We start from the raw sequence: 21,020 nt of genomic DNA, 5'->3' as shown, positions 1-21,020 counted from the left end.
CCCCTCGCCGGGCGAGCCACTTTAGTGATTCTCCCAGCCGGGGTGGCCCGGAATTCCTTTCAGGGCAGGGGGAACAGCGCGCGGCACCGCTCGTAGTCCGGCAGCATCTCGCGGGCGGCGGCCTCGTCGAGGGTCACCGCCACGGTGTCCCGTTCGGACATGAGCGGCTCCATGCCCGCCGGGATGGGCAGGCCGATCCGCGGGTCGAGCGGGCTGATCGAGAGCTCCTCGCTCGGCACGTACCGCGTCGAGCACAGGTAGGACATCACGGTGTCGTCCTCCAGCGCGATGAACGCGTGGCCGAGTCCCTCCGCGAGGTAGAGCGAGCGGAACGACTCCCCGTCGAGCTCGACGGCGTCCCAGTCGCCGAACGTGGGCGAGCCGACCCGCAGGTCGACCGCGATGTCGAGGGCACGGCCGCGTGCGCAGTACACGTGCTTGTAGCCGGCCGGGGGCATCGCGGTGAAGTGGATCCCGCGCACGACACCGCGCCGCGAAGTGCTGTGGATCGTCCTCGACAGCTCGAAGGGCCGCCCGGTCGCCTCGCTGAACCCGGGTTCCTCGAACGGCGACACGAACGTTCCGCGGTCATCGGTGTACACGACGGGGGTGAACTCGACGGCGCCGGAGATGGACAGCTGACGTGCTTTCACGACGCCCGACCCTAGGAGGGGACCCGGGGTGTACGCCGATGACCGCGCGAACAATGGGGAATCGACTAGGACTGGCCCGCGGCCGGCCGCCGGGCGCGGGTGCATGCCCGACCATGACACTGATCGCAGGCCTGTGCCCGGCGATCAGTCACGCCCGTTCTCCCGAAACGAGGGTCGGACCACCGATGACCGGTCACATCGCGTTCTTCAGCTTCCCGGCGTACGCCCACATCGCGCCGACACTGCCCGTTGTGGAGGAACTGGTCGAGCGCGGGCACCGGGTCACGTACGCGGTCGCCGGCCGGTTCGCCGCCGAGGTGGCCGCCACCGGGGCGGCCGTCCTGCCGTACGACTCGACGTTTCCCTGGGAGAAGGGGCTTTCCGGCGCCGGGACCAAGGCCGCGATGACCGAGATGGTGACCAGCTTCGTCACCGAGGCGCTGTCGTCGCTGCCGGCCGCGTTCGACCGCTTCGCCGATGACGTCCCCGACCTGTTCGTGCACGACCACGCGGCCTCCGAGACCGCGCGCATCCTCGCCAAGGCCTGGGACCGCCCGGTCGTGCAGACCGTGCCGACGATCGCCTCCAGCGAGCGGTTCTCCATGCGCCAGGAGCAGAACAAGCACGCGGCCGGCGGGCCCGCCCTGCAGCCGGACGACCCGGTTCTCGTCGAGTTCTTCACGCGGCAGCAGGAGCTGCTCGACCGGTTCGGCCTCGGCGACGTCGACATCGACGGCTTCGGGGCCGAACACGGCCCCAACATCGTGTTCGTGCCGCGGGAGTTCCAGATCTTCGGCGACGAGTTCGACGACCGGTTCGCGTTCGTCGGGCCGTGCCTCGGGCACGACGAGCCGGACACCGGCTGGTCGCCGCCGGCGGACGGCCGCCCGGTCGTGCTGGTTTCGCTCGGCACCTCCTACAGCCCCGGCCGCGTCGAGTTCTTCACCCGGTGTGCGCGCGCGTTCGCCGGCACCCGGTGGCACGTCGTCATGACGCTCGGCTCCTCGATCGCCCCGGCCGACCTCGGCCCGCTGCCGGCGAACGTCGAGGCCCGCCAATGGGTTCCGCACCTCGAAGTCCTCCGCCACGCCGCCGTCTTCGTCACGCACGCGGGCATGGGCAGTGTCATGGAGGCGCTCAGCACCGGCGTGCCGATGGTGTGCGTGCCGCAGCAGGTCGACCAGCGCGTGATCGCGGGCCAGGTCGCCGCGCTCGGCCTCGGCCGGACCGCCCCCGGCCCGCTGGACGCCGACGAACTGGTCGAGGCGGTCGACGCCGTGGCCGTCGACGGTGCGCACCGCGCCGCGCTGCGCGACATGCGCACGCACCTGCGCAACGCGGGCGGGGCCGGCAAGGCGGCCGAAGTACTGGAAGGTTGCCTGGCCGGGGCGACCGCGTGACCCACGACGACGAGAACCGGGTACCGCACCCGGGAGGAGGCCGCACCTCATGACCGAGTCCGCGATCGAGGTCGACCGGCTCAGCAAGCGCTTCGGCGACGTGCACGCCCTCGACGAGGTGAGCCTGACCGTGCCGAAGGGCAGCGTCTGCGGCCTGCTCGGCCACAACGGCGCGGGCAAGACGACGCTGGTCAACATGCTGAGCACGCTCCTGCTGCCGACCGGCGGCACCGCCACCGTCGCCGGCTTCGACGTCGTCCGCGAGGGCGCGCAAGTGCGCCGGCGCATCGGCCTGACCGGCCAGTTCGCCTCCGTCGACGAGAACCTGAGCGGATTCCACAACCTGGTGCTCATCGCCCGGCTGCTCGGCGCCTCCAAACGGGACGCGCGGACGCGGGCCGGCGAACTGCTGGACGTGATGGGCCTGGTCGAGGCGGGACAGCGGCTCGCGAAGACGTACTCGGGCGGCATGCGGCGCCGGCTCGACCTCGCGGCCAGCCTCGTCGGCAAACCGGAGCTCATCTTCCTCGACGAACCGACGACCGGGCTCGACCCCTCGGCGCGCATCACGATGTGGCAGCTCGTCAAGCGCCTCGTGCGCGAGGGCACCACGGTGCTGCTGACCACCCAGCTGCTCGACGAGGCCGAACAGCTGGCCGACTCGATCACCCTGCTGTCGCAGGGAAAGGTCGTCGTTTCGGGCACCCCCGCCGAGCTGAAGGCCCGGGTCGGCAAGCGGACGGTCACGATCACGCTGGCCTCGGAGGCGGACATCCCGGCGGCGACCACGGCCTTGCTGGACGTCGGGCTGCCCCCGCAGCTTCCCGGCGGGCGGCCCGGCAGCGACGCCGCCGAGACCGAAGAGGCCGAGCCCGAGCTCTCGGTGCCCGCGGAAAGCCCCGCCGATCTGGCGCGCGTCGTGCGCGCACTCGACGACGCGGACGTGACACCACGCCGGCTCGCGCTGGTCGAACCGCGCCTGGACGACGTGTACCTGGCCTTCACCCACCCCGCGCCGAGCGCGGCCTGACCCCCGGGGGTAAGAACGTGACGACGATGACGCCGGGGCAGCGGACGGCCGGTGAACTCGCGCCATCGGGAGTCGATGTCAGCACCTGGCACGGCGCGAGCTTTCCGACGCAGGTGGCGCTGCTGACCGGCCGGCTGCTGCGGCAGCAGGCGCAGCACCCGCTGTCGGCGCTGCTCGGCCTGCTGCAGCCGATGGTGATCCTCTTCCTCTTCACCCAGGTGTTCACGAAGGTCGTCGCCGGCACCGGCCAGCTGACCGGCGGGATCAGCTACCTGGACTTCCTGATGCCGGCGATCGTCGTCATCGGGGCGTTCACCACCGCGGTCAACTCCGGCGCGGGCATGGTCGAGGAAGTCAAGAACGGGGTGATGGCCCGGCTCCGGTCGCTGCCCATCACCTCGGCGTCGGTGGTGATCGCCCGCAGTCTCGCCGACGCCGTGCGCAACGCCGTCCAGCTGGGCGTCATGCTCGTCGTCGCGGTGCTCGTGTTCGGCTTCCGGCCGGCCGGCGGCGTGCTCGGCACGCTCGGCTGCTGGCTCGTGGCCGTCCTGATCGGCTGGGCGCTGAGCTGGGTGTTCATGGCGCTGGCGACCTGGATCCGGGACGCCGAGCTGACCCAGGTCGCCGGGGCGACCATCATGCTGCCGCTGATGTTCGCCTCGTCGGCCTACGTCCCGATCGACAGCATGACCGAGTGGATGGGCGCGGCGGCGCGGGTCAACCCGATCACCTTCGCCGTCGACACCTCGCGCTCGCTCGCCCTCGGGCTGCCGCTGGAGAGCGGGCCGGTGTGGGCCCTGTTCGTCTCGATCGCCGGCGTCGCCGGCTCGATCGTCCTGGCACTGCGGGGTTTCCGGCGACGTCAGGCGTGAACTCCGCCGCGGCCCGCGGCTCGAGGGAAGACACGGAATCGAGGACAGCGCCACGATGAACCGACCGTTTCGCTTCGGTGTCGTACTGATCTCCGAGGGCTGCTCGCGCGAGGCATGGGTCGCGAAGAGCCGGCGCGCGGAGGACCTGGGCTACGACGTCATCTCCGCACCCGACCACCTCAACCTCACGTCGCCGTTCCCGTCGGTGGTGCTGACCGCGGAGAACACGACGCGGCCGCGCGTCGGCACCTACGTGCTCAACACCGCGTTCCACAACCACACGCTGCTGGCGAGGGACCTCGCGACGCTCGACCAGTTCACCGGCGGCCGCCTCGAGATCGGTCTCGGGACCGGCTACGTCGAGTGGGAGTTCACCTCCGCCGGCGTGCCGTTCGGCTCACCGGGCGCGCGCGTCGACCGGCTCGAGTCGGCCGTGGCGGAGATCGACCGGGCGATCGGCGATCCCGCACACCCGAAGCCGGTGCAGCGGCCACGGCCACCCCTGCTCGTCGGCGGCCACGGCGACCGGGTGCTGCGCCTGGCGGCGCGCCACGCGGAGACGGTGAGCCTGACCGGGGCGAAGTTCAACCCCGCCTACGGGCGGATGACCATCGCGACGGCCGACCAGATGGACGAGCGCGTCGCCTACGTTTTCAAGTGCGCCGACGACCGCGCCGACGAAATCGAGCTCAACCTGCTCTCCAAGGCGACCCTGCTGACCACCGACCGCGGCTCGGCGGTCGAGCAGCTCCGGCGGTTCGGGCCCGATCTCCCCGAGGACGAGCTCCTGGGTGCGCCGACGGTCCTGGTGGGCACGCCCGCGGACGTCGCGGCGAAGCTGCACGAGAACCGCGATCGCTACGGCATCTCCTACACCACCATCATGGAGAACTCCATGGAGAACTTCGGCAAGGTCATCGCCGCCGTCCGCTGATCCGGAACCGCTGAACCACTGGAACCGCTGGAACGCTGAAAAAAAGCGCCGCCGGGGCGACCGGTGTTCTCCGGTCACCCCGCCGGCGCGGGCGGGGACGGGGTTCGTCAGACGGTGTGGACGTCCGGCACGTAGAGGATCCACTTGCCGCCGTTCTGGCGGAACTCCTTCTCCTTGGCGAGGATCTCGTCGGCGTGGTTCCACGCGAACAGCAGCGCGTAGTCGGGGTAGGGGTCGCGGAACGCCTCCGGGCCGCGGACCGGGATGTGGCTGCCCGGGGTGAGCCGGTTCTGCTTCTGCGGCGTGCTGTCGCAGACGAACGAGACGAGGTCCGGGCCGAGCCCGCACAGGTTCGCCACGGTCGCGCTCTTGGCGGTGGCGCCGTAGGCGACCACCCGCTTGCCCTCGTCGCGCAGCTTGGTCAGCAGGGCGACGAGGTCGTCCTTGATGGCCGTGACGCGGTTGCCGAACTCCTCGAGGGTCGACAGCTGCGCGAGCCCCCGCGCGTCCTCCTCGGCCAGCAGCGCCTCGACGGCGGCCTTCGGCTCGCGGGCGCCCTGCTTGGCGATCGTGTACCGGACTTCGCCGCCGTGGACGCCGAAGTGTTCGACGTCGACGAGCTCCAGGCCGAACCGGCGGGCCATGTTGCGCACCGCGCGCGCGGTGAACAGGTAGAAGTGCTCGTCGTAGATCTGGTCGAACGACGCGCGCTCGACGATGTCGCCGAGGTAGGGGTCCTCGAACACGAAGATGCCGTTCGGCTTCAGCAGCGCGGCCACGCCGCGGAAGATGGAGTCGAGGTACGGGATGTGGCAGATCGTGTTCGCCGCGAAGATGACGTCGGCGTTGCCCTCGGCCGCGACGATGTCGAGCGCCTCGGACTCCTCGAAGAAGGCGGTGCGCGTGCGGATCCCCTTGCTGCGCGCGCGCTCGGTGACCGCGCCGGAGGGGTCGACGCCGAGGTGCTTCACGCCGGCGTCGGCGATCGCCTTGAGCATCACGCCGTCGTTGCTGCCGACCTCGACGATGAACGGGTCCGGCCCGCTCAGTTCGGTGTCGAGGAAGCCCTGGGCGGTGTGCTCGAAGTGCTTGCGCATCACCTCGGAACCGGAGGAGTAGTACGGGTAGTCCTCGTGGAACATCCGGTCCCGGGGGACTTCTTCCATCAGCTGGACCATCGTGCAGGCACCGCACATGCCGACGGCGAGCCGGTAGAAGAACTCTCCCTCGAGCTTGTCGGGCTCGAGGAAGGCATCAGACAAAGGCTGGCGACCGAAGTCGTAGACTTCGGTGAGGGCGCCGCCGCAGGTACGACATTCAGGCATGTCCTCAACGTAAAGCCCGCTGTTCCGGCGCTCAACGTGTTCTAAGGATGCCCCTAGGTGTACTTGGCCACGAGGCCGGCGCGGGCGGGCCGGCGCCATCATGGGCGAGATCTCCGGGTGCTCCGGGCGCGCCCCCCAGTGGCATTTCGGCGCGGCGGGCGTCACATTCCGGCACGCCCGTGACTGATCGACCACAAGCGCACTCACTCTGGTAATGTCACCCCCCTAGGTAACACCGGTCAGGACATTCGGGGAAGGTTCCATGGCAAACCTGGAGAGTTGGCAACTAATCGCGGGAGTGGGCGGCGGCATCGTGCTGGCCCTGATTTTCCTGTGGGCGCTCGCGGGCTCCGTCGGCGCGGTTTCGGTCACGAAGAAGTCGCCCAAGTCCTCAGCCGCGAACAAGGGCCTCGCCCGCGGCTACGCGCTGCTGGCGCTCGGCCTCGCCGCGTTCCTCGAGGCCAAGGTGCTGTTCAAGGACGGTGAGACCACCCAGTTCACCCTCTTCGGCATCGGCGGCCTGCTGCTGATCATCGCGATCGTGGTGATCATCGGCGCCGAGCGCAAGCAAAAGAAAGGGGTCTGAACACCCACACCCGGGTTAACCACGGCAGAATTTTCCTGAGGGCCGCGTGACGTCTCGTCCGCGGCCCTCAGCCGTGCCCTGGCAACATTTTTCCCGGCATCGAGTTTTAAGGCGCGCACGAATTGCGCCGCCGCGTTCCGCATCCCGGAACTCGACCGCGCAACCGCGTTTTCGCCACCACGTTCCCCCTAGTCGGCCCCCAATTCCTGTTCGATGAGGTCGAAGATCTCGTCGTCGGTGGCTTCGTCGATATCGGCGGGCACGCCGGAGGGCGAATCCGCGCCCCACCGCTGGACCAGCTCGCGCAGGCGCGCCCGGACCTCCTCCGGCGGCGGAGTGCGGTCCAGCGCCCGTTCCAGCTGTTCCAGCTGGGCGTACAGCGGAGCCGCCGACGCGTATTCCGCGAGCACGCGCTCGCAGAGGTGCTCGGCCAGCGCGCGGGGCGTCGGCTGGTCGAACACGATCGTCGCGGGCAGGCTCACCCCGATCGCCGCGCTCAGCTCGTCACGCAGCTCGACACCGGTGAGCGAGTCGACGCCGAGTTCCTTGAACGGCTTGGCCGCCCGGATGTCGTCGTGCCCGAGCACCCGCGCGGTGGCGGCCCGCACCAGGTCCAGCGCGGCGGGCAGCCGGTCCTCCGCGTGCGCGTCGAGCAGCTTTGTCACGAACGCGGGCGGGCCGCCCGCTTCCGCCGGCGCGGCGGCCGGTTCCGCGGGGGCCACCACGGCCTCGGGCAGCTCGTTCAGCAGCGGCCGCGACCTCGCCATGGTGTAGGCGGGGACGAACGTGGCCCAGTCGACGTCGGCGCAGACCACTTGCGCGCGGTCGCCGCGAACGGCGCTGCCGAGCACGCCGACCGCGGTGTCCGGCGCCATCACCGGAACGCCCCGGCGCCGGTGCAGTTCCGCGGTCTCCCCGTCGACCATGCCGCCGCCACCCCAGGCGCCCCAGGCGATCGAGGTCGCGGCGAGGCCGCGCGCCCTTCGCTGCTGGGCGAGGGCGTCGAGGAACCCGTTCGCGCCGGCGTACGCGGCGGAGCCGTGGTTGCCCCACACCGCGGCGACCGAGGAGAACAGCACGAACGCGTCCAGCGGCTCGTCGGCGAAGAACTCGTCGAGCACCCGCGCGCCGCCGAGCTTCGCCCGGGCGATCTCGGCGAAGTCGGTGAGCGACAGCTGCTCCAGCGGCCGGGGTTCCTGCGCGACACCCGCCGTGTGCACGACGGCGGTCACGCGGGTTCCCTCGGGCAACCGGTCCGGAAGCGACGCCAGCAGCGCCGAGAACGCCTCCTGATCGCCGACGTCGCAGCCGAGGATCGTGACGCCCGCGCCGTACCCGGCGAGCTCCGCCGCCAGTTCAGCCGCTCCCGGGGCTTCTTCGCCGCGGCGGCTGACGAGCACGAGGTGCTCCGCGCCCTCCTCGGCGAGCCACCGCGCGACCCTGGCGCCCAACGCTCCGGTGCCGCCGGTGACCAGCACCGCACCGCGGGGCCGCCAGCCGGCCGGGCCCCCGGGGCCGATGGGCGTGCGGACCAGCCGGCGGGCACTGGTCCCCGACGCTCGGACGGCGACCTGGTCCTCGCCGTGGCCGCCGGCCAGGACGGCGAGCACCCGCTTGATCGCCAGATCGTCCACATCGGACGGGACGTCGATCAGGCCGCCCCACTGCTTCGGCCGCTCCAGGCCCAGCACCGCGCCGAGGCCCCAGACCGCACCCTGGGCGGCGTCGCCGATCGGCTCCCCGTCGATCGTCGCGACGGCGGAAGAGGTCACGCACCACACGGGAGGTGCCTCGTCGAGCGCGCCGAGCAACGTCACCGTGTCGGCCAGGCCGCGGCTCAGCGGGGCACAGCGCGGATCGTCGCGCCCGTCCAGCGCCAGCAGCGAGAGCACACCCGAGAAGCGCTGCTCCGCCACGATGGCGGCGACCTCACCGAGCTGGTCCGCCCGCAGCGGGACCACCGCGACCCCCTCGGCGCGAAGGCCGGACAGCAGGCGATGGGCCAGGGCGTTCCCGCCCGACGGCAGCACGGCCAGCCAGGTTCCTTCGACGGCGGGGGAACCGGTGTCGGGCACGGGCCGCCACTCGATGCCGTACGTCCAGGAGCCGACCGTGGCCTCCTGGCGACGCCGAGACGGGCGGAGCCAGTACCGCCGGCGCTGGAAGGCGTAGGTCGGCAGCGGGACCCGGCGCACCGGACGCGCCGCGAACCAGCGTCGCCAGTCGGGCGAACAGCCCGCGACGTGCAGCGCGGCCACCGCGTCGTGCAGGGCGGCCACCTCGTCGCGGTCCGCGCGCGACGCCGCCACGAGGACGGCCGACTCGCGATCGACCGTCTCGGCGGCGAGCGCGGTCAGCACCCCGGCCGGCCCGGCCTCGAGGAATCGCGTCACGCCGAGGCCGGCCAGCTGCCCGACGGCGTCGGCGAACCGGACCGTCGCCCGGACCTGCCCGGTCCAGTACCCGGGCGTGCGCAGCAGCGCCGGGTCGGCGAGCTCGCCGGTGACCGTGGAGATGATCGGCAGCCGGAGCTCGCCGTAGCCGAGTCCGGCGGCCACCCGGCCGAACTCGTCGAGCATGGCGTCCATCCGCGGCGAGTGGAAGGCGTGGCTCGTCCGCAGCCGCTTGGTCCGCCGGCCGTCGGCGGCGAACCGGCCGGCCAGTGCCGCCACGGCGTCCTCGTCGCCGGACACCACGACCGACGTCGGGCCGTTCACGGCGGCGAGGGACACCGATCCGGGCAGCAGCGGCTCGACTTCGGCCGCCGTGGCCTCGATCGCCACCATGGCGCCGCCCTCGGGCAGCGACTGCATCAGCCGGCCGCGGGCGGCGACCAGCGTGCACGCGTCGTCGAGCGAGAACACCCCGGCCACGTGCGCGGCGGCGAGCTCGCCGATCGAATGGCCGACGACGAAGTCGGGGGTGAGCCCCCACGATTCGAGTAGCCGGTACAGCGCGACCTCGACCGTGAACAGCGCGGGCTGCGTGTAGGCGGTGCTGTCGAGCAGCGCGGCGTCGGCGGTCCCCTCGCCGGCGAACATGACGTCCCGCAGCGGGCGTTCCGCGAGGCCGCCGCCGGCGCCGTTCAGCGCGGCGTCGAACCGAGCGCAAGCCGCGTCGACCGCGTCGGCGAACACTTCGTAGGTCTCGTAGAGCCGCTTGCCCATCCCGGCATGCTGCGCGCCCTGCCCGGAGAACAGCCACGCGGTCCGGCCGGTGCCGGCGAAGCCCGTGACCACGCCCGGCGCCGTCGTTCCCCCGGCCAGCGCCGCGAGGCCCCGCGCCGCGGTGTCGTGGTCGGCGGCCGGCACCACGGCGCGGTGTTCGAACGCCGATCGCGTGGTGGCGAGCGAAAACGCGAGGTCTTCGAGTGGGTGCGGGTCCGCGCCGACGGCGGCCAGCAGGCTCGCCGCCTGGGCCCGCAACGCGGCATCGGTGCGGCCCGACAACACCAGCGGCACGGTCCCGGGCGATCCGGGCACCGGCTCGCTCGCCGCGTCCCGCTCAGCCTCGGCGGGCGGCTGCTCGAGGATCACGTGCACGTTGGTGCCACTGATCCCGAACGCCGAAACCCCGGACCGGCGGGCCCGGCCGCGATCGGGCCACGGGCGTTCCTCCGCGAGCAGCGCGACCGTGCCGGCGGACCAGTCCACGTGCGGTGTCGGCTCCTCGGCGTACGGGCTGCGCGGCAGCACACCGCGGCGCATCGCCTCGATCATCTTGAGCACGCCGACGAGGCCGGACACGGTTTGGGTGTGGCCGACGTTGGCCTTGACCGATCCGAGCCACAGCGGCTCGTCCCGATCCTCCTCGCCGTAGGTCGCCAGCAGCGCGTTCGCTTCGATCGGGTCTCCGAGCGTGGTGCCGGTCCCGTGCGCCTCGACGGCGTCCACTTCGGACGGTTCGAGCCCGGCCGCGGCCAGCGCGTCCCGGATCACCCGCTGCTGCGCCCGCCCGTTCGGGGCGGTGAGCCCGTTGCTGGCGCCGTCGGAGTTCATCGCCGAGCCGCGCACGACCGCGAGCACCGGGTGGCCGAGGCGCCGTGCGTCGGAGAGCCGCTCGACCAGGACGACGGCCGCTCCCTCGGCGAGGGCGAAACCGTCCGCCCGCGCGGAAAACGGCTTGCAGCGACCGTCCTCGGCGAGCCCGCGCTGCCGGCTGAAGGCGATGAACTGCGACGGGGTGGCCATCACCATCGCGCCGGCGGCGACCGCGAGCGAGCATTCGCCGGAGCGCAGCGCGTTCGCCGCCAGGTGCAGGGCCGCCAGCGACGACGAGCACGCCGTGTCGAGGGTGACCGCGGGGCCTTCGAGGCCGAAGACGTAGGCGATCCGGCCGGAGGCGACGCTCGCCACGTCGCCGGTGACCAGGTAGCCCTCGTCGCGCTCGGCGTCGTTCCGGTTCGGATCGCCGTAGTACTGGTCGGTCACCCCGACGTAGACGCCGGTCCGGCTGCCGCGCAACGACTCGGGCGGCAGCCCGGCGCGTTCCACTGCTTCCCAGGTGAGCTCGAGCAGCAGCCGTTGCTGGGGATCGGTGGCCAGCGCCTCCCGCGGGGACATGCCGAAGAACTCCGCGTCGAAGTCGCCGCTGTCGTGCAGGAAGCCGCCGGTCCGGGTGTAGCTGGTGCCGGGCCGGTCCGGATCCGGGTCGTAGACGCCCGGATCCCAGCCGCGGTCGGCCGGCAGGCCGGACATCACGTCCCCGCCGCGGGCCAGCAGCTCCCAAAGCTGTTCGGGCGAGCCGATCCCGCCGGGCAGCCGGCAGCTCGCCGCGACGATCGCGATCTCGTCGCCCGCCACCGGCGCCGCCGTGGTGGTCACGCGCGGCCCGGCACCGGCTTCGGCGCCGCGCGCCCGCGCGAGCAGGTGGCCCGCCAGCGAGGCGGGCGTGGGGTGGTCGAAGACCAGCGTGGCGGGCAACGAGAGCCCGGTCGCCGCGCCGAGCCGGTTCCGCAGCTCGACCGACGTCAGCGAGTCGAAGCCGAGGTCCTTGAACGCCCGGTCGAGCTCCAGCGCCGACGGGTCCTCGTGGCCGAGGGCCCGGGCGGTGTGGGCCCGCACCAGCTCGGTGACCGCCCGCTCCGCCTCGTCCTCGCGCAGCTGCGCCAGCCGGCGCGCCAGCGAGGGCTCGTCGGCACCGGCGGCCTCGGACCGCGCCGTGCCCTCGTCGTCCGGACCGCCCAGCCGGGCCAGCAGCGGGCTCGGCCGCACCGACGTGAACGTCGACACGAAGCGCGCCCGGTCGAGCTCCGCGATCGCGATCACGGTGTCCCGCTGGTCCAGCGCCTGCCGCAAGCCGGCGAGCGCGGGTTCCGGGTCGAGGACCGGCACCCCGCGGCGACGCAGCACGTCTTGCTGGTGTTCGGCGATCATGCCGCCGCCCGCCCACGGTCCCCACGCGACCGAGAGCACCGGCAGGCCCTGCGCGCGGCGCTGCTCGGCGAACGCGTCGAGGAACGCGTTGGCCGAGGCGTACGCGGCGTGCTCGCCGACACCCCACGTCGCGGAGATCGACGAGAACAGCACGACGGTGTCGAGCTCGGTGTGGCCGAGCAGCGCGTCGAGGGTGCGCACGCCCGCGACCTTGGCCTCGGCGACTTCGGCGACCTCGGCGACGGTGAGCTCGCCGATCGGCGTCAGCGGCGCGATCCCCGCCGCGTGCACGACCGTGCGCACGGGTTCGCCTTCGGCGGCGAGTCCGGCCAGCAACGCGCCGAGCGCGCCGGCGTCGGTCACGTCGCAGGCCGCGATGGTGATCCGCGCTCCCGCGGCGGTGAGCTCGTCGCGCAGTTCGGCCGCGCCGGGCGCGTCGGCGCCGCGCCGCCCGGTGAGCACGATGTGCCCGGCGCCCGCGCCGGCGAGCCAGCGGGCGAGGTGCCCGCCGAGCCCGCCCGTGCCGCCCGTCACCAGAACGGTCCCGCCGGGCTGCCACCGCGTCGCCGGCGCCGCGTCTCCGACGGGTGCGGGCACCAGCCGTCGCGCGAACAACCCGGACGACCGCAGGGCCAGCTGGTCCTCGCCGTCGAAGCCGGCCAGCGCGGCGCGCAGCCGGGCCGCGGCCCGGCCGTCCAGCACCGGCGGCAGGTCCAGCAAGCCACCCCAGTGGCGCGGGTACTCCAACGCCGCGGTCCGGCCGAAGCCCCACACCGCCGCCTGTTCCGGGCTCGTCAGCCGGTCGCTGCGGCCCGTGGTCACGGCCGCGCGGGTCAGTGTCCACAGTGGCGCGGCCGACGGGAGGCCGCCCCACGCCGCGGTCAGCTCCACCGTCGCCGCCAGCCCGGCGGTGAACACGCCGAAGCGGGCGTGCGGCCGCTCGTCCATCGCGAGCAGCGAGACCACGCCGGCCGCGGAAGCGCAGTCGCGCAAGGACTCCTCGAACCACGTGCGGTCGGCGGTGTCCGGCACGCGCACGACGGTCGTGCGCGCTCCGCCCGCTTCGAGCGCGGCCACGACGTCGTCGAGCACGTCCAGCCCCTCGGCGGGCGTGACGACGAACCAGTCGCCGGACAACCCGGCGCCCTCGGGCCGGACGGGTTCCCATTCGATCCGGTAGCGCAGGGAGTCGGCGACGGTTTCGGCGGTGCGGCGGCTGCGCCACGCCGACAGCGCGGGCACCAGCGGGCGCACCTCGTCCTCGTCCACCGAGAGCGTTTTCGCCAGTTCCCCGACGTCGGAGCGTTCGACCGCGGTCCAGAACCGCTGCTCCACCGGGTCGGCGCCGGCCGTCGCCGGCTGCTCCGGCGGCAGCCAGTAGCGCCGGCGCTGGAACGCGTACGTCGGCAGGTCCACCCGGCGCGGCCGGTGTTCGCCGAACACCGCGGACCAGTCCGGCGTCACCCCCCGCACGTACAACTCGGCCAGTGAGGTGGAGAAGCGGCGGAGCCCGCCCTCGTTGCGCCGCAACGTTCCCACGACGACCGTGGGACCCGCGCCGAGCTCGTCGACCGTCTCCTGCACCGCCATGCCGAGCACCGGGTGCGGGCTGCTCTCGACGAAGACGCGGAAGCCCTGCGCCGCGAGAGCCCTGGTCGCGGTCTCGAACTGCACGGGACGACGCAGGTTGTCGTACCAGTACCCCGCGTCCAGCGTGGTCGTGTCCGTCCATTCCCCGGTCACCGTCGACAGGAACGGCACCCGCGCCGCGGCCGGCTCGATGAACGCGAGCTCGTCGTGCAGCCTCTGCCGGAGGGTTTCGACGTAGCCGCTGTGCGAGGCGTAGTCCACCGGAACCCGGCGCGCCCTGATCTCCTCGGCCGCGCAGCGGGCCAGCAGCTCGTCCAGCGCGGCGGGCTCACCGGCGACGACCGTGGCCGAGGGACCGTTGAACACCGCGATGCCGATCCGGCCCGCCCAGTCCTCGATCAGGCGCTCGGTACCGGACGCGGACAGCGAAACCGAGACCATGCCGCCGTGTCCGGCCAGCTCGTCGCGGATCGCCTTGCTCCGCAGGGTGACCACCGCCGCGGCGTCGCGCAGCGACAGTGCGCCGGACACGCAGGCGGCGGCGATCTCGCCCTGCGAGTGGCCGACGACCGCGTCCGGCTCGATCCCGGTGGCCTGCCACAGCGCCGCCAGCGAGACCATCACGGCGAACGAGACCGGCTGCACGACGTCGACCCGGGCCGGCATCGTCTCGTCGTGGAGCGCGTCGAACAGCGACCAGTCGGCGAACTCGCTCAGCGCGGCCGCGCATTCGGCCATCTTCCCGGCGAAGACCGGCGCGGTGTCCAGCAGCTCGAGCGCCATCCCGGCCCACTGCGCACCCTGGCCGGGGAACACGAAAACCGTGCGGCCGGCCACGTTCGCGGTTCCTTCGACGAGCCCGGCGGGCACCACGCCGTCGGCGAACTCCCGCAGCGCGGCCAGGGCTTCCTCGCACCCCGCGCCGATCGCGACGACCCGGTGTTCGGCGGCGAATCGCGTGGTCGCCAGCGAGTAGGCGAGATCGACCGCACGCGGATCGTCCATCGAGGACACGCGCGAGACCAGGCGTCCGGCCTGCGCCCGCAGCGCGTCCACGCCGCGTCCGGAAAGGACCCATGGCAGCACCGGCTCGCTCCCGGTCCCCCGCGCCGGCTCCTCGGCTTGTTCTCCGGCCTGTTCGAGCACGACGTGCGCGTTGGTCCCGCTGATGCCGAACGAGGACACCGCCGCGCGCCGGGGCCGGTCGCCCGCGGGCCACGCGCGCGCCTCGCTGAGCAGCCGGACCGTTCCCGCGCTCCAGTCGATCCGGCTCGACGGCTCGTCGGCGTGCAGCGTGCGCGGCAGCGTCGCGTTCCGCATGGCCTGCACCATCTTGATCACGCCGCCGACGCCGGCCGCGGCCTGCGCGTGCCCGATGTTCGACTTCAGCGAGCCGAGCCAGAGCGGCCGGTCGGCGGGCCGGTGCCGGCCGTACGTCGCCTGCAGCGCCGCCGCCTCGATCGGGTCGCCGAGCGTCGTACCAGTGCCGTGTGCCTCGACGGAGTCGACGTCCTGGGGTTCGAGGCCCGCGTCCGCGAGCGCGGCGCGGATGACGCGCTGCTGCGCCGGACCGCTCGGCGCGGTGAGCCCGTTCGACGCCCCGTCCGAGTTGACCGCGGAGCCCCGCACGACGGCGAGCACCGGGTGCCCGGCCCGCCGCGCGTCGGAGAGCCGCTCCAGCAGCAGCACGCCGACGCCCTCGGCCCAGCCGGTACCGCGGGCGCCTTCGGCGAACGCCCGGCACCGGCCGTCCTCCGCCAGGCCCTGCTGCCTGCTGAACTCGACGAAGATGCCGGGCGAGGAAAGCACCGTGGCCCCGCCGGCGAGCGCGAGCCCGCACTCCCCGGCTCGCAGTGACCGCACGGCCGAGTGCAGCGCCACGAGCGACGACGAGCACGCGGTGTCCACGGTGAGCGCCGGACCGTGCAGCCCGAGGGTGTAGGCGAGCCGGCCGGACGCCACGCTCGCGGTGTTGCCGGTGAGCAGGTGGCCCTCGAACCCTTCGGCGCCTTCGGACAGCCGCGGGCCGTACTCCTGGGACATGGCACCGACGAACACCCCGGTGTCGCTGCCCCGCAGCGACGACGGATCGATGCCCGCGCGTTCGACCGCCTCCCACGAGGTCTCGAGCAGCAGACGCTGCTGCGGGTCCATGGCCGTGGCCTCGCGCGGCGAGATGCCGAAGAACGCCGCGTCGAACTCGGCCGCGTCGTAGAGGAAACCACCCTGGTCGGTGGCCGAGCTCCCCCGGCGGTCGCCCGCGGCGCGCAGCTTGCGCAGGTCCCAGCCGCGGTCCTCGGGGAACGTGCCGATCGCGTCCACCTCGTCCGCGACGAGGCGCCACAGCTGCTCGGGCGAGCGCACGTCGCCGGGGAACCGGCAGCCCATGCCGACGATGGCGATCGGCTCGTCCGGCGCCACGCCGGTCCTGGTGCCGGTCGTGGTCACGCGCGCCTCGGCCGGTGCGGCCGCGAGCCGCTCGGCCAGGTGCTCGGCCACCGCACGCGGCGTCGGCCGGTCGAAGAGCAGGCCCGAGGGCAGCGAGAGCCCGGTGGCCGTGCCGAGGCGGTTGCGCAGCTCGACCGACATCACGGAGTCGAAGCCGGCTTCCTTGAACGTGGCCGCCGGTTCGATCGCGGCCGGATCACCGTGCCCCAGCACCGCGGCGGCGTGCGCGCGGACGACGTCGAGCGGGTCGAGCGACGGCGTGACCGGGACGTCGTCCTCGGCGGCGTCGCCGTGCCAGTACCGCTTGCGCTGGAAGGCGTACGTCGGCAGGTCGACCCGCCGGGGCGCGCCACCTGAGAAGACCGCGGCCCAGTCGGGCTCGACCCCGCGCACGTGCAGTTCCGCCAGCGAGGTGAGGAAACGCGTGAGACCGCCGTCGTCGCGCCGCAGCGTGCCGACGACCACCGACGGGCCCGCGCCGGCGTCGTCGAGCGTCTCCTGCAGGCCCGCCGGCAACACCGGGTGCGAGCTCACCTCGACGAACGCCGCGTACCCGGCGGTGGCGAGCGTGCGGATGGCCGCCTCGAACCGCACCGGCTGCCGCAGGTTCGCGTACCAGTACCGGGCGTCCACAGTGGCCGTTTCGATCCACTCGCCGGTCACCGTGGACAGCCACGGCACCTTCGGCACCCGCGGCTCGAGCGCGCCCAGCTCGGCCGACAAGCTCTCCTCGATCTGCTCGACGTGCACCGAATGCGAGGCGTAGTCCACCGGAACCCGCTTCGCGCGGACGCCGTCGGCCTCGCAGCTCGCGACCAGTTCGTCCAGCGCCGCCGGCTCGCCCGCGACGACGACCGACGACGGGCCGTTGACCACCGCCACCGTGATCCGCGTCCCGTACCCGGCGATCCGGTCCGCCACCTGGCGTTCGGACAGGCCGATCGAAGCCATTCCGCCGCTGCCGGCGAGCCGCTCGCCGATCACCCGGCTGCGCAGCACCACGACCCTCGCCGCGGCGCGCAGCGACAGCGCTCCCGACACGCAGGCCGCGGCGATCTCGCCCTGCGAGTGCCCGACGACCGCGGCCGGGCGGATCCCGCACGACTCCCACAGCGCGGCCAGGGACACCATCACCGCGAACGACACCGGCTGCACCACGTCGACCCGCTCGAGCAACTCGGGGTCGGCGAGCGCGTCCCACAGCGACCAGTCGACGAGCTCGCCGAACGCGTCCGCGCACTCCGCCATCCGGGCCGCGAACACCGGCGCGGCGCCGAGCAGTTCCACGGCCATCCCGGCCCATTGTGCGCCCTGACCGGGAAACACGAACACCGTCGGGCCGGTGACGTCCGCGACGCCGTGGATCCCGGACGCACCGCCCTGCCCGATGCCGCGCACGGCGGCGGCCAGCTCCGCGCGGCCGGCTCCCACGACGGCGGCGCGGTGCTCGAACGCCGAGCGGGTGACCGCGAGCGAGAAGCCGATGTCGACCGCGCGGGCTTCGGCGGAGTCCGCGTAAGCGCCCAGCCGGACCGCCTGCTCCCGCAGCGCGCCCGGAGTGCGTGCCGACCACACCCACGGCACGGCCGCGGAGAAGCCGTCCCCGGCGGCCGCGGGCTCGGCTGCGTCGGGTTCGGCCAGCACGACGTGGCAGTTCGCCCCGCCGACACCGAAGGAACTGACGCCGGCGACGAGCGCGCGTTCCCCGCCCGGCCACGGCTCGGTCCCGCGCTGCACCTCGATGTTCGCGGTGTCCCAGGGAATGTCCGGGTTGGGTGTCTCGAAGTGCAGGCTGGGCACCAGTTTCCGGTGGTGCACGCACAGCACGGTCTTGAGCAGCCCGGCGATCCCGGCGGCACCCTCCAGGTGCCCGATGTTCGTCTTGACCGAACCGACCCGCAGCGGTGCGTCCCCGTACTCGCCGAGCGCGGCGCCCAGCGCGGCCGCCTCGATCGGATCGCCGGTCCGCGTCCCGGTTCCGTGCAGCTCGACGTACTGCAGGGCCGCGGGTTCGACGGCCGCCCGCCGGACGGCGGCCCGGATCACCCGTTCCTGCGCCGCCGCGCTCGGGACCACGAGGTCCGCGTCGTCGCCGTCGTGGTTCATCGCGCTGCCGCGCAGCACGCAGTAGATCCGGTCGCCGTCCTGACGCGCGCGGCGCAACGTCTTCAGCACCACGAACCCACCGCCCTCGCCGCGGACGAAACCGTTCGCGCGCGCGTCGAACGTGTGGCACCGGCCATCCGGCGACAGGCCGCCGAACCGTTCGAGCGTCAGCGCGCTCTCCGGCGTCAGGTTCAGGTGCACGCCACCGGCGACGGCCAGTTCCGACTCGCCCCGGCGCAGGCTTTCCGCGGCGAGGTGCACCGCCACCAGCGACGACGACTGTGCCGTGTCGACGGTCAAGCTGGGCCCGGTCACGCCGAGCGCGTGGGAGAGCCGGTTGGCGATGAGCCCGCGGTGCAGCCCGGCGAGGCTGTAGTGGGTGAGGGCGCCGGCGCCGTGGCGCTGGGTCACGGTCGCGTAGTCGTCGGCGATGGCGCCGACGAACACGCCCGCGGACGTGCCGCGCACGGTGGCGGGCACGATGCGGGCGTCCTCGAGCGCTTCCCAGCCCAGTTCGAGCGTGAGCCGCTGCCGCGGATCCATGGCGACGGCCTCGCGCGAGGAGATGCCGAAGAACGCGGCATCGAACCGGTCGGCGTCGTCGATGAACCCGCCCGCGCGCAGCGGGACGCCGCCGGCGTCGTCCGGTGCCGCGCCGGGGCCCCACCGCCACGGCGGCACGGTGCCCACCGCGTCGACACCGCCGGTGAGCAACCGCCAGAACGCCGCCGGGCCGGCCGCACCGGGGAGGCGGCACGACAAGCCGACCACGGCGAGGAAATCCTCGTCCCGGCCGTCGCCGGGAGAACCGTCAGACACGGTGGTACCCATGGCGGCGAGTATCCGGCAGCTGCACCGCCCGGCCGCTTGCCCGCGATCGAGGACTAAGCAAACTCCTACTGTGCCGTTCTGGGCTGATCCGACCACAGCCACGGCCGGATGGCCTTCGTGGCAACGGTTGCTTACCGCTGGGGGGCGGCCTGCTTTTGGCCGGATCAGCCCAGCGTCTGGGGTGTGCGCGCCGGGACGGCCGCCCGCGCGCACAGCACGTCGAGGTACTTGTCCAGCAGCCGGGGCAGGTAGCCGGCGCCGAAGCCCAGCCCGGCCCACTCCGGGACCAGCCGGCGCAACCGGGCGGTGTTCGTGGGCATGCTCACCACCGGCACGTCCACCGTGACCCGGTTCGCCACCACACCGAACCGTTCCTCGATGCCGTCGACGATCCGCTCGATCGGCTCCAGCACCCCGGAGGCGACGTTGATCACCTCCTGCCGGACCCCGGTCGCGAGCACCCGGTCCAGGGCCAGCAGCAGGTGTTCCACGTCGAGCAGGTCGCGGTGGGCGTTGCGGTGCACGGTCACCGAACCCTCGAGGACCTGCCGCCCGAGCGACGGGATGAGCTGGTGCGCCCGCTGTCCCTCGCCGACGATGTGGGTCAGCCGGAACGCGAGGTACTCGACACCCGACCGGGCGAGGATCTCCTCCAGCCCGAGCTTGTGCCTGCCGTAGGCGGAAACCGGGTACACCGGGCCTTCCACCAGTCCCGGGCAGTCGAGCGTCCCGTACATCGAGTCCGAGGCGGTGGAAAAGAACACGACCGTGCGGCCGGACCGCCGTGCGTGGCGCACGACGTCGTAGACCAGCGCGGCTTCGCGGTCGAAGTCCGCCAGTGTCGCGGACGTGGTCTTGGTGACGCCCGCCGCGATGGCCGTGACGTCGGGGTAGCGATCGGCGAACGAGCGGGTGAGGTGACGCGAGAGGAAGCCGTCTCCGATGATCTCCACAGGCCAATCCGTTTCGTCGGTCGCCCCGACGCGGTGGCGGGGCGGGCTGGTGGCTCCGCCGACACCCGAACCTTCGCGGAAGCGGCGTGAAACCGTTCCGCGGCAACGCATTTCCGACATCGACGGTAGGCGTCACGACCGGCGACGACGACGAGCCCGTGCCGTACCGGCATCCACGATGCCCGCGCCACGCCACGGCGGCATCGTTCGATCGGTGACCCGACCGAGTCTCACTGGGCTTCGCGCTGCGTGTCAAAGAGACCTACGAGAATGACTAGACGATCGGAAACCGGGCGGCCGCCCGGAACCGGGACGGGGACCGGCGCGACGCACGAGGGGGACCACCGGATCGGCGGTCCCCCTCGTGCCCGGCGGCCACGTCGACGGGTGGGCGCCGGGCGGCCGCCGGTGGAGCGGCGGAGGAGTGCCCGGCACGGGTCTTCGGCTGCTTACCGGCCGGTCCGGGGCGAGTTCGCGGAGGCGAGCCAGTCGGTGAGCAACCGGTACCACCGCTGGTTGTCGGTGCGTTCGCTGAACCAGCGGTGGTTGAGGAGCAGGTACGCCTCCTCGCCGCTGGTCCGGCGCAGGATCACCGGAGCGCCGGCCTTCTTCAGGCCGCCGCCGAGGAACCGGCCGTACAGGTCGGTGAACTCGTTCGTGATCGCACTGATCTCGCGTGGGTACAGCGTGACGTCGCCGTTGTCGTCCCAGCTGCCGAGCACGAGCCGGTCGGCGTACAGCGTCGCCGTGCCCCGGTGGGGGAAGATCGCGCGCTGGTTGATCGCTGCCTTGGCCTTGTCGGCCAGACCCATGGCCTGCAAGTCGGCGGCTGTCGCGCCGTAGTACTCATCCTTCGCGAGCAGTCGGTTCAAATTGCCTTCGGTCATGGCCACAGTCTGAATCGGCCAGGCCGGCTC

General features: G+C 73.0%; 10 protein-coding genes. 5 read left to right on the top strand and 5 right to left on the bottom strand.

Annotation, left to right across the window (positions count from 1 at the left end; translation table 11 throughout):
* Positions 1–59: 59 nt before the first annotated feature.
* Complete coding sequence (locus C2L58_RS00570; protein ID WP_146073511.1) at positions 60–653, bottom strand: dTDP-4-dehydrorhamnose 3,5-epimerase family protein; 594 nt, start codon at positions 651–653, stop codon at positions 60–62.
* 185 nt (positions 654–838) lie between these two features.
* Here C2L58_RS00570 and C2L58_RS00565 point away from each other — a divergent pair, with 185 nt between their 5' ends.
* The 4 genes from C2L58_RS00565 to C2L58_RS00550 are packed head-to-tail and all read left to right on the top strand — an operon-like array spanning position 839 to position 4,889.
* Positions 839–2,053, top strand: coding sequence for a macrolide family glycosyltransferase (locus tag C2L58_RS00565; RefSeq protein ID WP_158264066.1), 1,215 nt, complete (start codon positions 839–841; stop codon positions 2,051–2,053).
* Between the two features lie 49 nt (positions 2,054–2,102).
* The gene (locus C2L58_RS00560) at positions 2,103–3,083 is read left to right on the top strand and encodes an ATP-binding cassette domain-containing protein (RefSeq protein ID WP_103334864.1); all 981 of its coding nucleotides are present in this window, start codon (positions 2,103–2,105) and stop codon (positions 3,081–3,083) included.
* A 26-nt stretch (positions 3,084–3,109) separates the two neighbouring features.
* On the top strand, positions 3,110–3,955 hold the full coding sequence (locus C2L58_RS00555; RefSeq protein ID WP_103334862.1) for an ABC transporter permease: 846 nt from the start codon (positions 3,110–3,112) through the stop codon (positions 3,953–3,955).
* A 55-nt stretch (positions 3,956–4,010) separates the two neighbouring features.
* Positions 4,011–4,889 (top strand): TIGR03621 family F420-dependent LLM class oxidoreductase, encoded by an 879-nt coding sequence (locus C2L58_RS00550; RefSeq protein WP_103334860.1) that lies wholly within the window; start codon positions 4,011–4,013, stop codon positions 4,887–4,889.
* 107 nt (positions 4,890–4,996) lie between these two features.
* On the opposite strand, the gene C2L58_RS00545 is transcribed toward C2L58_RS00550, so the two are convergent.
* On the bottom strand, positions 4,997–6,214 hold the full coding sequence (locus tag C2L58_RS00545; protein ID WP_103334859.1) for a class I SAM-dependent methyltransferase: 1,218 nt from the start codon (positions 6,212–6,214) through the stop codon (positions 4,997–4,999).
* Between the two features lie 262 nt (positions 6,215–6,476).
* On the opposite strand from C2L58_RS00545, the gene C2L58_RS00540 reads away from it, so the two are divergent.
* Positions 6,477–6,800, top strand: a complete 324-nt coding sequence (locus C2L58_RS00540; protein ID WP_146073509.1) for a hypothetical protein — start codon at positions 6,477–6,479, stop codon at positions 6,798–6,800.
* A 188-nt stretch (positions 6,801–6,988) separates the two neighbouring features.
* Here C2L58_RS00540 and C2L58_RS00535 read toward each other — a convergent pair whose 3' ends face one another.
* The 3 genes from C2L58_RS00535 to C2L58_RS00525 all read right to left on the bottom strand — a co-directional run bounded on the left by C2L58_RS00535 (position 6,989) and on the right by C2L58_RS00525 (position 20,990).
* Positions 6,989–19,150, bottom strand: a complete 12,162-nt coding sequence (locus C2L58_RS00535) for a type I polyketide synthase (protein WP_103334855.1) — start codon at positions 19,148–19,150, stop codon at positions 6,989–6,991.
* Between the two features lie 164 nt (positions 19,151–19,314).
* Entirely contained in the window at positions 19,315–20,103 is a 789-nt protein-coding gene (locus C2L58_RS00530) for an NAD-dependent epimerase/dehydratase family protein (RefSeq protein WP_158264065.1), read from the bottom strand.
* A 449-nt stretch (positions 20,104–20,552) separates the two neighbouring features.
* Positions 20,553–20,990 carry a hypothetical protein gene (locus C2L58_RS00525; protein WP_146073508.1) on the bottom strand — a complete coding sequence of 146 codons (438 nt, stop codon included), beginning with the start codon at positions 20,988–20,990 and terminating at the stop codon, positions 20,553–20,555.
* Between the last annotated feature and the right edge of the window lie 30 nt (positions 20,991–21,020).

It is taken from the genome of Amycolatopsis sp. CA-126428 (assembly GCF_002904335.1).
In the GTDB taxonomy this organism is placed as follows: Bacteria; Actinomycetota; Actinomycetes; order Mycobacteriales; family Pseudonocardiaceae; genus Amycolatopsis.
This window is presented reverse-complemented; position numbering and strand designations above follow the sequence as displayed.